Origin of the sequence: Halodesulfovibrio sp. MK-HDV (assembly GCF_009914765.1) — a bacterium.
Classification (GTDB): Bacteria; Desulfobacterota; Desulfovibrionia; order Desulfovibrionales; family Desulfovibrionaceae; genus Halodesulfovibrio.
The window spans coordinates 259,821-277,961 of record NZ_WYDS01000002.1; the positions used below are offsets into that span (position 1 = coordinate 259,821).

Below are 18,141 nucleotides of genomic sequence, written 5' to 3' on the forward strand. Positions count from 1 at the left end.
GTGCTTGATGTCTGAATTTGATTACCCTTCATTTAATGGTGAACGTTTTGCTTCTGAAACTCTTGTTGCTATTGGATCAATTTATCAAGCTGCAGCTACAAAGCTGAACGAGAAAAAAGATGGTGTAATTGGCAATCCACTTGCCAATGCTAACGACTTTAACAGCGCAGTAAGTTGCAATCAGCTTCGGAAGTCATCTCAGGAAGTTTATGATGGGTATAGGTCTATTGTTGCTGAGCCTGCAATTGCGCGCATCACGCTTGTTAACAAACAGAATAAAATAAAAAGATATTATGTAACTCGACGTTGCTCTGTTGTGGTTCCCAATTCAGACATTCGAGTAGCAAGCTATCGCTCTCGGATAGGTCAGCTTGCTTCTTATGATGTTGGTGATGAATATAGAATTGGTGGTGAATTATATGAGTTGGTAGAAAAAGCTAAGCTTTTTCCACAGCAAAAAAAACAATGGGATTCTATTGATACGTATTACGAAGATGATGCGCAAGAGTTCACCATAAGTTCTTTATTAACTTTGATAGCAGAGGCGCAAGATGGTTCAGCTCCTGATGATGGATTCACAATTATTGTGGATGATATTGATGAGGATATTCCTGACGGTGCCCTTGTGTTTTCTGATGGAAGAAAACGGCAAGTTATTGGACAACCTGCGTTGTCTGACACAGCCGTATTGGATAAGATGCAGGTTGAGGTTTTTCGACTTCCGATTAACAGTAGGCTTTTTCTTTATGGCCCTCCGGGCACAGGAAAGACAACGACGCTAATTAAACGTTTGGCTTTGAAATTAGATGAACGAGAAGGGGTCACTGAGGACGAAAGAGATCTTTTAGCGAATGTTGAAGAGCCGAAGGCTTGGCTCATGTTTACCCCGTCAGAGCTATTGCGACAGTATGTAAAAGAAGCTTTTGTACGGGAAGGTGTTCTTGCTTCAAGTGAACATATTCACACATGGGATAAATATAAAATTAAGCTCGGGAGCGAATGTAAGCTGTTAGCTACCCCAAACCGTAGAGGCTTCCAGCTTGATAAAGAGCAACAGATAAACTTTTCAGCGCAAAAACAGATTAAATATTACGAGCGCTTTAAGAAACAGCTGGGATCTGATTTTGGGCGAAAGATTAGAAAGTCAATAGCTGCATTAAGATCTGCCAAGTTAGATTTGGCAAGTGAAATAAGTACACAGTTCGTAGCAAAAAAACATATTTTTCAATCTAAGAATCCTGTTACGATAGTGATGGAGCTTTCAAAATTTGCCGATAAGTTAAATGAGTTAGAGCAAGTTCTAAAAGAAGAACAAACTCAAATCTTTAAAGATGAAGCAAAAATTCAGCAAAGAAATGATTCGAAGTTCTTGTCTTCGCTATATTTAGAAATAAAAGAAGAAGATGACTCACAACTATCTAGGGGTGATAAAAGTAAATTTGTTTCAACCGCCTATAAGAGAGCTTTAATCGCGTATTGTGAAAATATTGCTGTATCAAAAGCTGTGAACAAAGGAACTCAACAGGAAAAGATAGTTACTTGGTTGGGGGAAAGAGTGCCCGCCAAAAAAAATTGCAACAGCTTTTGGTAAAATTCCTTCTTTCTTAGCGGCTATAAAGGTGTTACGCAAACCTCTTGATCTTTATTTTAAGATGGTTTCGTCTGATTTTGTAGAATATCGGGCAAAGAGTTCTGCAATGAGAAAGCAGGTGGAAGGCGTTTTGGATAATGCGTTAGCTGCGGAAGAATTGGATATTTTACTTTTATCAAAGCTAAGCATTGCACATTCATTATTAAGTAAGCGTGACGTTGTTCTTCGCTTAGACACACCATTTTATTCCTCCCTCAAAGATTATCTTAAACTTATGCGACCACAAATAATGGTTGATGAAGCAACTGATTTTTCACCAATACAGCTTGGATGCATGCGAGCACTTTCGTTCCCCAATATAGATTCGTTTTTTGCTTGTGGTGATTTTAACCAACGAATTACGGCACATGGGGTGAATTGCTTAGACGAGTTTGAATGGGCAGTGCCGAAGTTATCATCTAGGCAAGTCGAAACACCGTACAGGCAAAGTCATTATCTTCAGCGATTTGTGCGTGAATTAGTTGGTGATTTGGATACTCAAAAAGCAGACTTGTCAGCAGAGCAGATTGCTGGAGAGCGCGAGTATCCTCCAGTGTTAGGTCTTGGGCTTAACACCTTTGAAAGTATTGTTGATTGGCTTTCTGAAAAAATTATACAAGTATATTTAGGCGTAGGTGGACTTTCTTCCATAGCAGTACTTGTAAATTCTGAGCAAGAGGTTGACCAATTAGCCAATATGTTAAGTGAAAAATTGCCTGCAACTGTTCCTGTCCTCGCATGTCCAGATGGTAAGGTGCTTGGGGATGATGCGGGGGTACGAGTGTTTAACATTCAGCACATTAAAGGGATGGAGTTTGAAGCGGCATTTTTCGTTGGTGTTGATGAATTAGTTAAAACGTTCCCAGAGTTGTACTCAAAGTTTTTATATGTAGGTGCAACAAGAGCTGCTTCGTTTTTAGGTTTTACATGTGGGAATAAAAAAAATTCCTGCAAAGATAAAAAAACTTAGTAAGTTAACGGTAGCTGATTGGGCTATTTCTTGCCCCGTAGATTCTGCTGTGAATGAATAAAAAACCGGCTCCACTAAAAAATGGAGCCGGTTTTCTTTATTCATTCAGTATCAGTTCAGCCATGCCGTCTAAACGGGTTTTAACTGATTGCCAATGGGGCATTTGTCGCGACAACAAGTTGTAGAAGCGTGGGCTGTGATTATGTTCCTGCAAGTGGCAAAGCTCATGCAACAAAACGTAATCGATACATTCTGTTGGGGCTTTAACCAGATGTGGATTGAGTGACAATGTTCCAGAAGGGGAACAGCTTCCCCATTGGCGTTTCATTGTCAGTAGTTTCCATTCTGGCTCTTGCTTACACCAAATGCATTTGTCGACAACCATGGTAAGCCTTCTTTTGAAGACTTCTGCTGCGCGTGTGCGATACCATTTTTTCAGCAACTTCTTTACAGCATCAGCGGTATCTAATCCGGTGCCTTCGACTACCAACTGACCGCGCTTCAATTTAACAGTTGGCTTATCGTCATTTCTTAACACCTTCAGGACGTATCGTCTTCCTAGATAGAAGACTGTTTCGCCACTGACATATTCTCTGGGAAGGATATGTTTGTTACGTTTAGCAATTGCTTCAAGATGCTCAATTACCCATCGGGCACGTTTACGAACTGCTGTATTTATCTCAGAAAGGTTGGCACCTTCTGGGGCATCAACTTGTACTAGGCCGTTTGGGTGCACGTGCACAAGAATCTTCCTATGCTTATCCACTTGCTTAGAGGCAACAAAACATAGTTGATACGTAAACTCTGTATCACCATAGGCAATACGGTGCTTGTTGTTGGGCAAAGACATAAATTATCCGGTTAATCCTACACGAGTGATGTGGATGATCTGCTCGATAATTTCTTTTGCCTTATCCATACCGAATGGCTTGTACAAGCGTGGTAACAGGCCTTGGGTGATTGCCGCTTCAATTCCTTGTGGATTCAGCGTGTTTTCAGCAACAGCATTCTGGACAATTTCATCAATTTTAAAAGCTTCTTCTACAAAAGTAGATTGTTCAGCTTCTGTGGCTGTCATGTCTGAAAAAGCTTTATCACCCGCTACCAGTTTAAAGGTGCCGTAATATGCTTGCGCATGCTTGTTGTCTTCAAAAGCATCTGGCAGATCATCAAGCTCTCTGTTGTTTACCTTGTCTTCAAATTCTTTGAATAACGTATACTGGTTAAACGGATGATCAAACATTTTTTTGGCTTCTGCAATTGCTTCTTGCAAAAGTTCAGAGAAGACCTTTTGAGCGTATGGATCGTCACCTAGTGCTTGTTCAATTGTACGTTTTACCCTTGTGCGAATAGTATCTGTTTCGTTACGGGTTTTTTCTTCTGTCCATTCTTCAGGTGGCAGTTCAGAAAGACCGTTGATAAGAATAGTGCCTTCAGCTTCTTCGATGCCTGTTCCCACAACATCCTTATCAACAAGTCTTCGAATCTGCTGTTCGTATTCAGAGTAATCAACAGTTTCCTGTGCATCTTGTCGGATAATCTGACGAAGATCCATGAACCATTTAAGGTCATGCTTGTATTTTCGAATATCATCTTCAGTGAACGATTTGTCTTCAAAGAAGCTTCGTGATGAAAGAGCAATTTTTAAGCATTGGCTGAACTGGGTCAGGGCTGCGTAGAAGTCTTCACGTACCTTTTGGCGTTTGTCGTGTTCTTCTCCATCCGCACTTTTTTTCATACTGCGGCATCATTACTTGACGATACTGTTCGATATCCTTGCGGTTTCTTACCTGCTTAAAGAAATCCCACACAGCAGCATGAAGTGTTGGAAGTTGTTTGTACTGCGTATTGATGTTTGCATACAGTCCTTCCAAATCTTCAATAGCAAAGCCGCCTTGGGTTCGTTTTTCAAGGTCTTGATATTCTTTGATGGTGGTGTCTAGCTCGCTAAGAATTCCACGGTAGTCCACAAGTAAGCCGTACTGCTTGTCTTCATGCAGGCGGTTAACGCGTGCAATTGCCTGAATGAGGTTGTGCTGTTTTAGCGGCTTATCAATGTACAATACGCCGTTACGTGGTTCGTCGAAACCTGTAAGGAGCTTGTCTACAACAATGAGGATATCAGGTTCACCGTCTGTGCTAAAGTCATCCAGAGCTTCTTTTTCGTAGTCATCTGGATTGGACACATTTGCATCCCACCACTTCTGCACTTCTGCCATATCTGTTTCTTTCCCGTCGCCTTCTTTTTCATCTGGGTGGGAAATGATGACGCGGCTTGTAACAAGTCCGGTTTCATCCAGATATTTCTTATAGCGAATGGCAGAAAGTTTGCTGTCACATGCAAGCTGGCCTTTTAAATGAGAACCGACTTCTTTGAAATTTTCACGGAAGTGAGTCGCAATATCCCAAGCAATAAGCTCAATGCGCCTCTCTGCTTTGTGGATAGTGCTTTTGTTGGAAAACTTGCGCTTTAAGTCGCTCTTCATTTTTTCGGTAAAGCCCTGTGTGATTTTTTCAAACCATGCATCAATAGAAGTTTCGTTGACATCCAGCTCGGGCTTGCGCTCTTCATATAATAATGGAGTAACAGTTTCATCTTCAACTGCACGCTGCATTGTGTATGCATGAACAATAGGACCAAACTTTTTGGTAGTTTTATCATTCTTAAGCAGCGGTGTTCCTGTGAAGGCAACGTATGCAGCATTAGGCAATGCCTGACGCATACGCTCGTGGTTTTCACCACCGTGGCTACGGTGTCCTTCATCCACAAGAACAATGATGTCTTCAGAAGTATTTTTGCATTCTGGAAGTTTGGTTGCAGATGCAAACTTATTGATAAGCGTGAACAGTACGCGGTCTGTTCCTTTGCTGATGCGCTTTGCCAGCTGCTTGCCTGACTTTGCCTTAGCGCTGCCGTTTCCATGCTTTTTAGAGGCAATGCCAACGCCAAAAACACCACCAGTGTGGAACGTGCCTGCAAGTTGTTTTTCCAAATCCTTACGGTCTGTCACCACGAAAAGGCGGCAGTTTTTTAAGGAAGCAAACAGCAGTAGCGCCTTGCAAAGGAAGACCATAGTAAAGGACTTGCCAGAACCTGTGGTGTGCCAGATGACACCGCCTTCACGTCCACCAGTTGTACGCTTTTGTGTGATGCGATCCAGCAATGCTTTGATGCCAAAGAATTGTTGGTAGCGTGCAGCAATTTTTCCTTTCTTCTTGTCATACAAAATGAAGAAGCGGATAAACTGCAATAGTCGATCTGGGCGCAACAGGCTTATAATAAGTCGGTCTTGTTCCGTTGGGAGCTGTTCTTTTGCCCATAGCTCTTCGCATTCTTCACGAAGCCATGGTGGGCGATTGGCGAAGAGTGCATTAGCAAAGTCAGCATCTACTGGTTTGTTTTTGATAGCAGCAAATTCTTCTTCTGCAATCTTTTCTTCCAGCCAACGTGACCAGAATTTCTTATCTGTTAGGGTAGTGCCGTAGCGACCATCAATATTGCTGATAGCAATGACGAGTTGCGAATATACGAACAGCTGCGGGATTTCACCCGGCTGCTGGTTGCGAAGCATTTGGCGAATGCCTTCTGCTACCGTTGGTGCACCATCTTTTTTAGAGTCCGGTCGTTTTGCTTCAATAACAACAAGCGGCAGCCCGTTGACAAAACACACAACATCTGGGCGGCGTGTGCTTACACCGGTGCTTTTTAGCACATCAAACTCTTCTGTTACGCAAAAGTTGTTTGCTTCTACGTTGTCCCAGTTAATGAGCGGAACGGTAACTTCATGCTTTTTACCGGCATCCATAAATTCTGTAACAGTTATGCCAAGCGTAAGCATGTTGTAGAATCGCTCGTTCGCTGTAAGTAGTCCCTCAGTAAGTCCCAGTGCAGAGACTGTTCGAATTATCTGGCTAATACCATTTTCAGAAAGTGGGTATTCCTTCCCTTTGTAAGGAAATCTATGTCGCTGTAATGCACTGACAAGTTCAGATTGAAGAAGCAGTTCTCTGTTACCGCCACGCAATGTCGTACACTCTGCCTGTGGAATAAAACGCCACCCCAAAGATTTAAGCAAAACAAGCGCAGGAATGTGGCTTGAAAACTGTTCTTTTGTAGTAGGAGAAGTATGCATAGTTTTATCCAGTGGTATTAGCTGGCGACAGCCATGCTCTGAGCGTCATCAACTTTTACTCGACGTTTGCCTGTGAGAAGCTGCTGCATGAGTGCTTTTTTTTCATACTGTTCAATAAGCTGGTCACATTTGTCGAGTGTAGCTGCAATATGTTCTTGTTCTGGTAGAGATGGTAAGGGAATTCGAATTAAAGAAAATTCTTTCCAACGAAGGCATCCTCTACGATCTACCGAGGCATTAGTATTTACTTCAAAAATGTGACGATACCATTCTGTTTTGAGTAAGTGGAACAAGAAGCGGTCATTAATATTGCTTGTTGTTTTGAACACCGTGTACATTGGACTAATTAAGGCTTCATCGTATTGGTTTTGATAGCCAATAGACCCTTCTTCAATGTGGTTAGTGGCATACGCAAAGCAATTTCGGGGTACAATTTTATAAGTGGATGTGTCTTTGCTGAACACTTGTTTTCCGAAATAACTTAATGATTCTACCAAACCATTATGCTTAGTGCATGAAAGTACAGTAAGTTGTTTTCCAGAAATGTTCTTCTGAGAAACAGCAGAGGCTATATCTTTTATTTGAGGGTAATCCCAATCTACTGGCAAATCATAAAAGCGAGTAGCTTGTTTGTTGTTTGATACAGCAAATTTCTTAGAGCGCTTTTTCCCCGTCAGCAGCTTATGCATCAAAGCTTTCTTTTGTTTTTTGCTAGCTTCAATCAACTGCTCTGTTGTGGTTATTCCTTCATCCCATGTCGCAAGAATTTTAGCGATTTTCTTTTGTTCTGGGAGTGGGGGGACGAGTACCGGAAATTCTTTAATTTGCTTAGAGCTAATATGAGGAACCGCTGTTTCTGTTTGGACTGACTTTACATATTCAGAAAACTGATGTCCTGTGATTATATGCGAAATAAAGTCCTGAAAAAGCGATTTGTTAGCTCTAACCCTTGCAACACGTTGCACCAAAAGACATGGGAGATCAGATTCTTTTACAACCGCAATTTTTAAACCAGCTGAAACCCATGTACGATCCATTGCTATAATCAAGTCGCCAGATTTTAAGAAAAGTTTTTCAAGTTTTTCATCAATTGGGTTGTCCCAGTACTTGGCGTTTTTCCATCTTAGTTTGTTTGGAGTAATATTATCCCCTCTTAATAATTTTACCCCCTTGTCTTTGTCTGAATATTCAGAACTTTTAAATGCGTATCCAGAGGTCAGGTCAATATTCTCGCCGAGTTCTTGATGTTTCCACCCTTTAGGCATCATAACCAAGCTCCTGAAGGTATTTAGCCATCTCTACTTCTAATTCCTTAAGCTTGGTTTGCAGTTCTTTGCGCTTTGCATGTACTGTCATGAGATCGATTTCTTCTTCCTCTTCAAAAGTGTCTACGTAGCGTGGAATATTCAGATTAAAATCGTTTTCTTTGATTTCATCGAATGTCGCACGAAAAGCGTATTTGTCGACACTTTCACAAGATTTGTATGTGGCTACAATCTTATCAAGATTTTCAGGATACAATGAGTTCTGGTTTTTACCCGCAGTGAATTCACGGCTTGCATCAATAAAGAGGACATCAGTGTCTTTTTTATCTTTTCGGAATACTAAAATTGCAGCAGGAATGCCTGTACCGTAGAAAAGCTTTTCTGGCAGGCCGATTACTGCTTCAAGCAAGTTTTCTTCGATAAGTCTTTTGCGGATTTTTCCTTCTGAAGAAGCACGGAAAAGAACGCCGTGTGGCACAACAACAGCCATGCGACCAGTTGTTGGCTTCAAGGTTTCAATCATATGCAGCAGGAACGCATAGTCCCCTTTGCTTTTTGGGGGAATACCACGGCGGAAGCGAGAGAATTTATCATTTTTTGCAGTGTCCTCTCCCCATTTATCAAGTGAAAAAGGCGGGTTTGCTACGACTACATCAAAGTGTTGAAGCTGGCCTTCTTGAGTTAATAATTGTGGGTTACGGATAGTGTCGCCCCATGCAATTTTATGGTTGTCAATGCCGTGCAGAAACATGTTCATTTTTGCTAAAGACCAAGTACTGCCAATTGCTTCCTGTCCATATAATGCAAATTTTCTAGATTCATTATAGTTTGTACGAATTTCATTTGCACATTTAAGCAAAAGCGATGCAGAGCCACATGCTGGATCGCAAATTTCATCACCTTCTTTTGGGTCAACAAGGCGTGCTAAAAGCTGTGAAACCTCTGGGGGGGTATAGAATTCACCTGCTTTTTTTCCAGAAGTCGCTGCAAAGTTTTTAATCAGGAATTCATAAGCATTTCCGATTACATCCGCATTACCAATCAGGCTTGGGCGTAAGTCTAACTCTGACGCTATAAAGTCTTCTAAGAGAAGTTGGAGAATTTCGTTCTTTTGATTTTCTTCACCAAGTTTATTGTCATTAAAGCTAGTTCCTTGAAAAACATCTTTAAGTTTTGCAATGTTTGCTTCTTCTATTGCGTGCAGAGCTTTGTCGATGCGTTCACCGTTGCCAGCAGTGAGACGGGCATCATAAAGTGCATAAAAATTTGCTTCTGGTGGAAGAACGAAGCGTTCGGTCTTCATCATTTCATTGATAAGCTCTGGCGCATCACCGAATTGTTTTTTGTAGTTGTCGTAATGATCCTGCCATACGTCAGAAATGTATTTAACGAACAGCATGGTGAGGATGTAGTCCTTGTAAGTGCTAGGGTCTACGGTTCCTCGGAATGTGTCACATGCTTCCCACAATTTTTTATTAATAGCGTTTTGGTTGATTCGTGCGCTCATCTTAGTCTCCAGAAAGAATATCGTTAGCAATGGCGGTCATTGAGAGTTTGGTATTGTTTATAAGCTGCTGATGCGTTCTGATCTGTTCAAAGAAGCAGCTTGCAAGTTTGATAATGGATTGCTGTGTTTCAAGTGAAGGGATTGCTATTTCAATATCCTGCAAAATTACCTTTGATACATTTTTTTGCAGCGTCCCTTCTGTAGTTCGCGTGAGCTGCTTTTGCACAGGCGCTTGGTTGATTTGCCATGCAAAGAACTCAGGCAGAAGGGATTGATCTTTTAGCCGAAGCTGAAAGAATATTGGGGAGCATACTGCATTGCTAAATTTTTTTGTTACCGCAGATGCATGGTTGTTGTTTCCCCTCGCCAGAAACAGAACATCACCTGCTTGAAGGTAGTTGGGTTCTTTCCTTCCTGTTAGTGTGGTCTTGGTCATTGTTTCTGCGTTCCATACGATAGAATAGCAGGCATCAATGTCTCTAGGCTGAACAACCCATGAATCCCCATCAGGGGCTGACTTAACAGCCCCCCTAAAAGGATATCCTAAGTAAATATCGGCAATATCTTTTATGCGCCGTATTGGTGCGTTATCCATTTTTTCCCCATACATCAGCTGATGCTGTGTCATAGAAGTGGACGTTTAAATCCTGATAACGGCGTGCATTTTCCATTTGCAATGCACGATTAATTGTAGCTTGGTTGGTTTCCGAATTCGGGTCACCGAAAATACCAATGTAAAGATGGTGCATCTTGCCGCGTTCGAGGACGCGCAGAATATGCTTGTCATTTTCAGATAATGATAGACCATGTATAAATACGCAGCCGGAAATGCTTGAAAGTGATCTGTATGCTCTGTGTAGATAAGCGCTATGCTGGATTTTTGCCATTTTTTTGTTCAGAAGTACCTTCTGCAACAAATAATGGGAACGCGCCTTTGTTAATCGCGGTTCGCGCTTGTTCTAACAATGGAATATCTGTTCGCTTCCATGTGAATTTTTGCAATTCATGACGTGAGTCAAACAAGTGAAGTGCGCCATGAAGGTAGTAAATATTTTGCTTGTGTGAATTTCCACCATCCCATGTGACATAATCAGCGTCCCAATCGTCCTGCGGACTCCTGAATCCGTCATCAAAGGTGAAAATGTTTTCGTTCTGTCCATGCATTAATACCCAATAGAGCAAAATGTCATAGTTGAGCGTATAAATTTTACCTTTTGATCCAATGAAATGGTTTAGGAAATTCGAACAAGCAGTATAGTTGAAGCTAAACAAGCTATCTGGATTTTCCGGGTGGTTGCTCGCAATTGTATTGATAAGAACTTTTTTAACTGCATCGGCATGGTTAACTAGTTTGGTTGTATCGAATGTGCCATCGTAACAAGGTGTAACTTTGGCAGCTTGCTCGAGAGAGTAGGCCACTTCTTCAAAGTCTTGGGTGTTAAGGGCGTCGAATACAGCTGGCACTTCAGGGTGGCTAGCAAAGTTTGCTTTTGAAAAAAGCGAATTATAGGTGAAGATGGTAGGTTCATACGCAATGCTGAAGCCGTTCCCCAGTAAAAGGTGACGAATGACATTGCCATTGCGGTTTTTACAGTTTTTTTCTGAGTCTGCCAGCGCTTCTTTGAAAGTGAAAATTTTATGATTCATATTTTCTATCTCCTATAGATGATAGGTAATATGGATCGTCTTGAATCTGATGGCATTATTAGGTATAAGATAGGTGAAACGACCTTAGACCATCATCAACTTGCAACGATCCATGTTGCGACAAGTTGGTCTGAGAAGAGGCTAGATGTTGGCGCATCTGGCCTTTTTTATGACCTTCAACATGTTCATCTTGTCCTTAACCTTTAGGTGGGTACGGATCTTTTCCGTGGCTATCTGATTGTCTTATCCTCCCGTTTCTTCCATGAATCTGAAATTCGGTTCCGTGGTTTCGGCTAATCTCTCTGCCGATTCCGATAGCCTCTGCCTGTGTTTCTGTTCTGTGTGACGCACGATCGGCACCATCTCTCTTTACCTGCCATCCGCCATCAGGGTGACGCATAGCTCTGTGGGTATCTCGGGGCATATTGCCTCCTTTGATTAGAAGTTTTCAACAACGTAAGAGCATAATTAGCAATTGTGCAGATAAAGTGTCAAGATATTTTTTTATTGCATAATTGACGATTGTGCAGTTGTTTTTGAAGAGTGTGTTTTTTCTATGTTTAGTTATTTGGATTGTTTTTTAGATAACAAATTGTTTTTTTGATTTAAAAATATAAAGATTTGGACTTTTTTTTAATTTTGCAAAGATGTTGAGTCGAAAAAAAGAAAGGTGAATTAATTGTTTTGATTTTAAGCCATTTTTTTGGGGAATATGATGTTTAGTATGGGGTAATTTTTAAGGGTGATAGCAGTGTTTTTTTATTGATTTGGATTTTTTAAATTTTTATATAACCAAAATCTATAATAAAAATATTTTTAGTTTGGATAAAAATAACTTGAAGTGTGTTAAGAAAAGTGACTAAAAGCGGAGGGAAGAAACACAAAAAAAGGAATAATATCATGATAAAGGAAACATTTTACATGTCTGTTGGTGAGTTGAAACCTAACCCTGAGAAAGTAGCTCGATTGATAACTGCCTTAGAAGGTCGTGGTTTCAAATTAAAAGACATTGCTGAAAAGTGCGGTGCCAGTTCTTCCGATGTAAGCAACTGGAAAGGTGCGGTTGAGAAAAAGAAGAATTCATACCTACCACGCAAAGAACAGTATGAAATTATGGTTTCGATGTATGAGCATAAAATTCCGGGGGAAAAATTTCATCACTGTGAAGTTTTTAAATCACTTAAGTTTCAATTTCCTGAAGGTTGGGAAAAAGAAATGATTGCTCGGTACGTGAATGAGCATGCAGAGAGGGAATTTGGTTATCGCACAAAAAGTTTTGATCAGATTGAAGAAACACATTTTCAAATGCTGTTGAAGTCAGAATCTGAGGAGCGTGGAGCATCTTACGACGCTCTGACTGATTTTAGGGAAAAACTAGAAGCAGTATTATTGGATTATGACCAGCAACTAGAAGAAGCTGAAATAATTCAGCAGGAAGAAGAATCTGAATATCAAAAAAAGCTTAAGCAGGCGCAAAGATTTATTACAGACAAAACTAGTGATGAAGATCTGAAAGAGCTTTATGAACGATTTGATGTAGTTAAAGGAGGGACTGGAGAGTTTTTAAAAGAAGAAGCGAATAGGCGAATATTGCAGTTTATTGAAAAAGGGCCGGGATTGGTTCCCGATTTCAAAAAGCATGTGACGACTGATGAACAGGGTGGATTGATAATAAAAGATTTAAAAAGGGTAGCCAGTGAACTGTTGGCAGAAATTACTGGTCAAGCCAAAGCTCGGAAAGCAGCTGATGAAGCTCGTTATGAACAGTATAAAATTATCGGGCATGTTGATGCCCCAAAGCTAGCTACACTTGAAAAAGAGTATCTCATTTTAGATGTTGACTTTGCGGAACTTATGAAAACAACAAAGTTGTTTAGTAAAGAACATCTACATGTTTTTACAGGCATTAATGAGTTTGTAGAAATTCCTTTAGAAGAAGCATTGCAAGAGTGGTTTGTCGAGTTGTCTTCACGGAAGTATCTTGAGTTAGCTACAGAGGAAGTAAATATTTCAGGAGAATTGCTCTGCCAGTCTCGGGCTAACAAAATTCCCACTTACTATGATGACGACAACTTATCTTCACAGTTTGAAATATACGCTCTTTATTCGAATCGCTTGATGTTGATAGAGAAAACAAAGTGGCAAGGGCGACAGTTAACGGTTATTCATGGAACTGTAACTCTCGAAGATATTTTGGCAAGACTTGGGGATTACGCCTATCAGCAATGGACATGCTTTGAGTATGACGATGAAGATTGTTCATCCAAAAAAAGGTATTATGATAAGTTAAAAGATTTACTTATTGCAAACGGCTACATTTATCCGGGTGTGCGCACTATTGTTTAATTCAAATGTTTTTCGGAAGGTGTGAAGTGCTCGATCTAGCTTTAGTTTCGCTACCAATGTGTTCTTCAAAAAAGCAATCAGATAATATCTTGCCTTTTGCCGAGCGAATGAATTTTGGGCTTCTTTCTATTGCAACGTATGTTGAACAGCATGGGTTTTCTTCAAATATTTATGACCCACAATGTACAACAGATGATCAGGCGTTAGCTGGTTGTATGCATTGGTTAGAGTCGGTGCGGCCCAAAGTGGTTGCGTTGTCATGCATTAGTGGGTTTAGCTATGAAAACTTGCCAAGGTATTCTCAAAAAATCCGTGAACAATTCCCTGACGTCTTGATTGTTGCAGGCGGGCAAGATCATGTAGGGAAGATACCTGAAACAGTACTGTTTGAATGTCCTGCTGTTGATGTTGTGACAGGTGGAGAGGGTGAATATGTTACGCTGGCATTACTTGAATGTGTTAACAGGGGGAATTCTGTTGAATCCTTGTGTTCAGCATTTGAATTAACTGTTCGGAGTGGGCATGAACTTGTAAAAAATACAAAACATTTTTCGCAATATTTTGATAAGCTGCAACCGTTAGATTTTAGGTTGTATACTGATTATGAGCGGTTTCCACCATCAATCGAAATTGCACGAGGCTGTCCGTTTAAGTGTAATTTTTGTTCAAATGGTAATAGATCTTACTTGAAGAAATCTCCTCTTGAAGTCATTGATGAAGTTGAAACAGTTTGTGGGTTGTATGGCACTTCGGATATTTCGTTTTATTTTCAAACACCACTAATGAAGATGACAGACCCAGAGCTCCGGCTTTTAGCAAGTGAACGTGAAAAACGCGCATTAGCGTTTTCTTGGAGATCGCAAACTCGTATAGATACCTTGCATGTCGAGCAGCTAGAATTGTTGAAAAGGGCTGGCTGCGGTGCACTGGACCTTGGGTTTGAAAGTGCTTCTCCTGAAATGCTGCTTGCTATGGGGAAGACCAAGAACCCCGAGCAATATATAGCCAAGGCAGAAGTATTGCTTAAAGAAGCAAAGCGGGTGGGCATTATCTTAAAGTTAAATATATTGTTTTATGCTGGAGAGCGAACTGAAACTTTACGGGAAACATTTGAGTTCTTAGAGCGAAACTCAAATGTGATTCATTCGATATCAGCGTATCCGTTATTGGTCTTTCCTGGAACTTATCTAGAAATGAAAATAGAAGAAACATTGGACAGTCATGGGGGGGCAGTGTGTCGTGATGGTCAATGGGTGAAGCGGCATATCTATCCAGTAGATTCAAGTAGAGAATGGTCATATCAAAGATTGTCTGATTTCGGGGTCAAACTTGGCAAAGCGTTTCAAACGTCCAATGAGTATTATGCGCAGCGTGCCTGTGGGTATTACGCGCCAAGATCAACCTATGACGACTTTATGAAGTATGTTGATCGGGCTGAAGATGTGTTCCCATTTTCAATGTGTGATATGGAGATGTATGTCCATCGTAAAGAACTTGGTGAGATGTTAGCTGTAGGGCAAAGTGGTTTTTCAAGATCTTCATGCATGCAGTTAATTGTAACTTAATAAAAAAGCGCCTGTGTTACACAGGCGCTTTTTTTATTGGGGGGAAAGTTTACTGGTAGTCATTCAGCGATATGATCATATCAGGTTCAAGGTTTTCTTTGATAGTTTTTCCATTGCCTTCAATTTGATCGAGGTCAGTATTATGTAAGTAGTGTCGAAGAACTTCTGGCAAGTTTTGCTCAAATGCACATTTGATGATTCCACTCGTTAGGGCGTCGATAGGTGTTATTTTAAGTTCTTGATAACGTTCTAGTATCTTGGGGATTGCCCAACTGTGCCCTACGGTGACTGCGTATTCCAAAAGGGGAAGCGTCCTGTAACTGCCAGCGTAATAAACTGATAGATCACACGGTTGCGCCTTGCTTAATGCTTTATAGAAAAGGTTTTTTCTTTTTGTGTTAAGCAAAAAAGAGAGAGCAGTATCTTGTGCCATTTGGGAATCATATTTAACTAAATAGGAACTTCCAATACTTGCATTGTTATCTATTAGTAAATTGCTAATATCTTCGTGCCGTTCAATAATTGAAAGTAGTAGGGGAGAGCAGTGTATAAATTCTGTGTCGCCCCATTGAAGAGAGGTGGCAACCTCATTTATATTTGCCCCCTTATTAAGTAAGAATTTTACGACTTCTATATGACCACCTAATGTAGCTGCGCATAGCGGCGAATATAGCCCATCCTCATATCTGATGTTGTTAGATCGCTTGTATAGATATCGAATGATTTTCATATTGCCGTATATGCAAGCTAACGAAAGCGGTGTGCATTGTTGAAAGTCATTAATACATCTTTCAGGGACACTTTTTTTGTGAAGCACTTTAACGACTTCTGCGTAGTTGTCTTCGACAATACTGTCTTGAAGATTCAGTAATTCTTTAATATTTAATTGTAATTCTCCCATTTTGATATCCTTGTATGCAGCTGGGGCTGCAGAATTAAATTATTGGCCTCCTTGTGATAAAATTATCATTAAAATCAAAGAGTCAAGGAGGTTTGTAAGAAAAAGTTAAGACTGCATGGGGGGCGGTGAATTTTACTGTCGTTTTAGTGTGGGAAGTACTTACGATGCCCTGACTGACATTTTAATTATTCAAAGAGCAGATGAGCGATAACGACATAGGGATGTGAACAGAGGAACTGAGCGAATTGGAAAGCGAATATTTTAGAAGGTTGCTAGCAAGGTACAACAGTTTGAAATAAAAAAATATATAAGAAGCCTCTTGCATGTACTTCAAGTGTGTCATGCATGAATAACTTCGGGTAATAACCGGGTAATACAAGCCGATTTTAATGATTATAACTGACCATAAATTGTCAGTTTTGTGTTCCATTTTTTTAGGTTACAAATATTTTTTGATGGGAGGGCTCGACAATTTAGGCTTTGTTCTTTGCATCTTAAAAGGTGTAAGTCAGGTGTAAGTTTCCCTGACTTTCATGTTGCAAATGTTAAGTGTGGTTCTTTAGAAGCCCTGCTAATAAAGGAATAAGCAGTTCCTGTTAGATATGACACCTGCCTTTCACGCAGGCGACAGGGGTTCAAATCCCCTTGGGGACGCCAAGTAATTTAAGCTCTTACACGAAAGTGTAAGAGCTTTTTTTGTGTCCAAATTTGAAGTGGGACGTTCGATTTGTAAGTGCTTTAAATTTTATTTCAGACTGCATCAGCTTCCCCTTCTTTTCCGCCTGCTGTTTCATTGCTTTTATTTTAACTTTTGGGCAACCGTGTTGGGAATAAACAAACCCTGATTGCTTCTGCGCTGTTTTCTAAGATACTTATCTGTTTGGTGTGTTGATTGCGGTATGTGTTTTCGAGCTACAACAGCTAGCATATCTGTAAATGATAGGGCTTGTTCTATGGATGCGGAGAGAAATATTGCCTGATACATGTTTGTATCAGGTTTGAATAATTAAGGGTGATGTAAAAATTGAACGTGGTTTATTGCAATACGATTTAATTTTACTAATTTTTCTTCTTGAAGAGGGTTTCTCCAAATTGCGATGCGAATAAGTCAGTTCATCCTTATTCTACACTGAGTCTTCCGGTGTATTCATGGGAGGGAGGTGTTACACGTTTGTATAGCTATCTGGAACAAGGCGATAGCCTAGGTGTACTGCGTATCGCCATACTTTCACAAATCTTCCTTGATCAGCTCGGGATAAAATTGCTTCAAAAATTTACTATGCACAGAGAATGACCAGTGCTCATCGCGAACAATTGTACCTGCCGCAATAGGATTTCGCTTTTTGAATGAGTCAATAAGGCGCTCATGTTCATGCAGGTGAATAAGCTCCCATTCTTTGATGTAAGAACGCACGGGAAAATCGTACAAGCGCTGCTTAATAGGCGCCAATACAAAATCGTGTAAATCTCCTGCAGAGTACGCCAGAAATATCTGGTGAAACTCAAGATTCAATTGGCAATATGTATTATAGTCTTCTTCTTCCAATGCCAGAATCTGTGCCTGATTTAACTCTTCCAGCCTAACAATATCCTCTTCCGTAATAAGGGTTGCCGCCTTGTAGGCGCAGGTCCCTTCTACTGAACCGATAATATCGTATGCATTTCTAATGTATTCCTCTGTGATAGGCTCAACAACCACGCCACGTCTTGGGATAATAGAGACAAAGCCTTGTGCTTCAAGCTTAATTAACGCATCCCGCAACGGCGCCTTACTCACATTAAGCTCTTCGCAAATTTGATCCTGATCAAGCATTTGTCCGTGACGAAGTCTGCCCAACGCCATGGAATTGCAAATGCTCCGATACACTTTCTCTCGTAATGAAATTTTCTTTTCTTTTTTTGCCATGGAAACTTCGTACCACAGACTCGTTGGCAAGAAAAGTCTACTTACCCTTGATTTAGCCCTCAAGATATATCTGAAGCTTTCTCATTGACAAATTCTTTTATAGTTTGAAGCCCTGATGGTCAGAGCTTTTTTTGCTGTTTTTGCTCGATTTTAAACAACAATTTTTAAAAACAATGTTGACCGAGTATTCTGGCGGTGATATATCACCAAGCAGTTCAAACGATTCCTACAGCACACGCCAATCTAGTGCTCTGTGTCCAAGCCATTTGTA

The 18,141-nt window shown here is 40.5% G+C and carries 15 protein-coding genes; 4 read left to right on the forward strand and 11 right to left on the reverse strand.

All coding sequences use genetic code 11. From position 1 onward, the window contains the following. The first annotated feature begins 7 nt into the window (after positions 1-7). Together MKHDV_RS02590 and MKHDV_RS02595 are read left to right on the forward strand one after the other, a co-directional pair. Positions 8-1,591, forward strand: a complete 1,584-nt coding sequence (locus tag MKHDV_RS02590) for a hypothetical protein (protein ID WP_160711969.1) — start codon at positions 8-10, stop codon at positions 1,589-1,591. 106 nt (positions 1,592-1,697) lie between these two features. Beyond that, on the forward strand, positions 1,698-2,600 hold the full coding sequence (locus MKHDV_RS02595) for an ATP-binding domain-containing protein (protein ID WP_160711971.1): 903 nt from the start codon (positions 1,698-1,700) through the stop codon (positions 2,598-2,600). A gap of 97 nt (positions 2,601-2,697) precedes the next feature. On the opposite strand, the gene MKHDV_RS02600 is transcribed toward MKHDV_RS02595, so the two are convergent. The 9 genes from MKHDV_RS02600 to MKHDV_RS02630 all read right to left on the reverse strand — a co-directional run bounded on the left by MKHDV_RS02600 (position 2,698) and on the right by MKHDV_RS02630 (position 11,576). Further along, positions 2,698-3,450, reverse strand: a complete 753-nt coding sequence (locus MKHDV_RS02600) for a M48 family metallopeptidase (protein ID WP_160711973.1) — start codon at positions 3,448-3,450, stop codon at positions 2,698-2,700. A gap of 3 nt (positions 3,451-3,453) precedes the next feature. Then, positions 3,454-4,338, reverse strand: a complete 885-nt coding sequence (locus MKHDV_RS18830) for a hypothetical protein (protein WP_254060396.1) — start codon at positions 4,336-4,338, stop codon at positions 3,454-3,456. Then, complete coding sequence (locus MKHDV_RS02605) at positions 4,286-6,733, reverse strand: type I restriction endonuclease subunit R (RefSeq protein WP_254060397.1); 2,448 nt, start codon at positions 6,731-6,733, stop codon at positions 4,286-4,288. Before MKHDV_RS02605 ends, MKHDV_RS18830 begins: the two co-directional genes overlap by 53 nt. A gap of 17 nt (positions 6,734-6,750) precedes the next feature. Beyond that, the gene (locus MKHDV_RS02610) at positions 6,751-8,001 is read right to left on the reverse strand and encodes a restriction endonuclease subunit S (protein ID WP_160711975.1); all 1,251 of its coding nucleotides are present in this window, start codon (positions 7,999-8,001) and stop codon (positions 6,751-6,753) included. Beyond that, complete coding sequence (locus tag MKHDV_RS02615; RefSeq protein ID WP_160711977.1) at positions 7,991-9,505, reverse strand: type I restriction-modification system subunit M; 1,515 nt, start codon at positions 9,503-9,505, stop codon at positions 7,991-7,993. Before MKHDV_RS02615 ends, MKHDV_RS02610 begins: the two co-directional genes overlap by 11 nt. Position 9,506: 1 nt before the next feature. Next, entirely contained in the window at positions 9,507-10,100 is a 594-nt protein-coding gene (locus MKHDV_RS02620) for a restriction endonuclease subunit S (RefSeq protein WP_160711979.1), read from the reverse strand. Beyond that, positions 10,093-10,392 (reverse strand): DUF4917 family protein, encoded by a 300-nt coding sequence (locus tag MKHDV_RS18660; RefSeq protein ID WP_216846837.1) that lies wholly within the window; start codon positions 10,390-10,392, stop codon positions 10,093-10,095. The genes MKHDV_RS02620 and MKHDV_RS18660 overlap by 8 nt, the downstream gene beginning before the upstream one ends. Beyond that, positions 10,373-11,152 carry a DUF4917 family protein gene (locus MKHDV_RS02625; protein WP_216846838.1) on the reverse strand — a complete coding sequence of 260 codons (780 nt, stop codon included), beginning with the start codon at positions 11,150-11,152 and terminating at the stop codon, positions 10,373-10,375. The genes MKHDV_RS18660 and MKHDV_RS02625 overlap by 20 nt, the downstream gene beginning before the upstream one ends. 196 nt (positions 11,153-11,348) lie before the next feature. Continuing rightward, positions 11,349-11,576: a DUF2188 domain-containing protein gene (locus MKHDV_RS02630; protein WP_160711981.1), complete on the reverse strand. Its 228-nt coding sequence runs from the start codon at positions 11,574-11,576 to the stop codon at positions 11,349-11,351. Between the two features lie 476 nt (positions 11,577-12,052). Between MKHDV_RS02630 and MKHDV_RS02635 the strand changes: the two genes are divergently transcribed. Both MKHDV_RS02635 and MKHDV_RS02640 read left to right on the forward strand, forming a co-directional pair. Next, a complete protein-coding gene (locus MKHDV_RS02635) occupies positions 12,053-13,498 on the forward strand; it encodes a hypothetical protein (protein WP_160711983.1) in 1,446 nt (481 codons plus the stop codon). A gap of 26 nt (positions 13,499-13,524) precedes the next feature. Further along, a complete protein-coding gene (locus tag MKHDV_RS02640) occupies positions 13,525-15,063 on the forward strand; it encodes a B12-binding domain-containing radical SAM protein (protein WP_160711985.1) in 1,539 nt (512 codons plus the stop codon). Positions 15,064-15,112: 49 nt separating this feature from the next. Here MKHDV_RS02640 and MKHDV_RS02645 read toward each other — a convergent pair whose 3' ends face one another. Then, positions 15,113-15,964 carry an ankyrin repeat domain-containing protein gene (locus MKHDV_RS02645; RefSeq protein ID WP_160711987.1) on the reverse strand — a complete coding sequence of 284 codons (852 nt, stop codon included), beginning with the start codon at positions 15,962-15,964 and terminating at the stop codon, positions 15,113-15,115. Positions 15,965-17,192: 1,228 nt separating this feature from the next. Continuing rightward, positions 17,193-17,870 (reverse strand): GntR family transcriptional regulator, encoded by a 678-nt coding sequence (locus MKHDV_RS02650; RefSeq protein WP_160711989.1) that lies wholly within the window; start codon positions 17,868-17,870, stop codon positions 17,193-17,195. Between the last annotated feature and the right edge of the window lie 271 nt (positions 17,871-18,141).

What these genes read in the sequence shown, in the direction of transcription:
- MKHDV_RS02650 (WP_160711989.1), bottom strand. Translation starts at nt 17,870, where the DNA reads ATGGCAAAAAAAGAAAAGAAAATTTCATTACGAGAGAAAGTGTATCGG.
- MKHDV_RS18830 (WP_254060396.1), bottom strand. Translation starts at nt 4,338, where the DNA reads ATGAAAAAAAGTGCGGATGGAGAAGAACACGACAAACGCCAAAAGGTA.
- MKHDV_RS02630 (WP_160711981.1), bottom strand. Translation starts at nt 11,576, where the DNA reads ATGCCCCGAGATACCCACAGAGCTATGCGTCACCCTGATGGCGGATGG.
- MKHDV_RS02635 (WP_160711983.1), top strand. Translation starts at nt 12,053, where the DNA reads ATGATAAAGGAAACATTTTACATGTCTGTTGGTGAGTTGAAACCTAAC.
- MKHDV_RS02615 (WP_160711977.1), bottom strand. Translation starts at nt 9,505, where the DNA reads ATGAGCGCACGAATCAACCAAAACGCTATTAATAAAAAATTGTGGGAA.
- MKHDV_RS02620 (WP_160711979.1), bottom strand. Translation starts at nt 10,100, where the DNA reads ATGGATAACGCACCAATACGGCGCATAAAAGATATTGCCGATATTTAC.
- MKHDV_RS02600 (WP_160711973.1), bottom strand. Translation starts at nt 3,450, where the DNA reads ATGTCTTTGCCCAACAACAAGCACCGTATTGCCTATGGTGATACAGAG.
- MKHDV_RS02590 (WP_160711969.1), top strand. Translation starts at nt 8, where the DNA reads ATGTCTGAATTTGATTACCCTTCATTTAATGGTGAACGTTTTGCTTCT.
- MKHDV_RS02610 (WP_160711975.1), bottom strand. Translation starts at nt 8,001, where the DNA reads ATGATGCCTAAAGGGTGGAAACATCAAGAACTCGGCGAGAATATTGAC.
- MKHDV_RS02625 (WP_216846838.1), bottom strand. Translation starts at nt 11,152, where the DNA reads ATGAATCATAAAATTTTCACTTTCAAAGAAGCGCTGGCAGACTCAGAA.
- MKHDV_RS02595 (WP_160711971.1), top strand. Translation starts at nt 1,698, where the DNA reads ATGAGAAAGCAGGTGGAAGGCGTTTTGGATAATGCGTTAGCTGCGGAA.
- MKHDV_RS18660 (WP_216846837.1), bottom strand. Translation starts at nt 10,392, where the DNA reads ATGGCAAAAATCCAGCATAGCGCTTATCTACACAGAGCATACAGATCA.
- MKHDV_RS02605 (WP_254060397.1), bottom strand. Translation starts at nt 6,733, where the DNA reads ATGCATACTTCTCCTACTACAAAAGAACAGTTTTCAAGCCACATTCCT.
- MKHDV_RS02645 (WP_160711987.1), bottom strand. Translation starts at nt 15,964, where the DNA reads ATGGGAGAATTACAATTAAATATTAAAGAATTACTGAATCTTCAAGAC.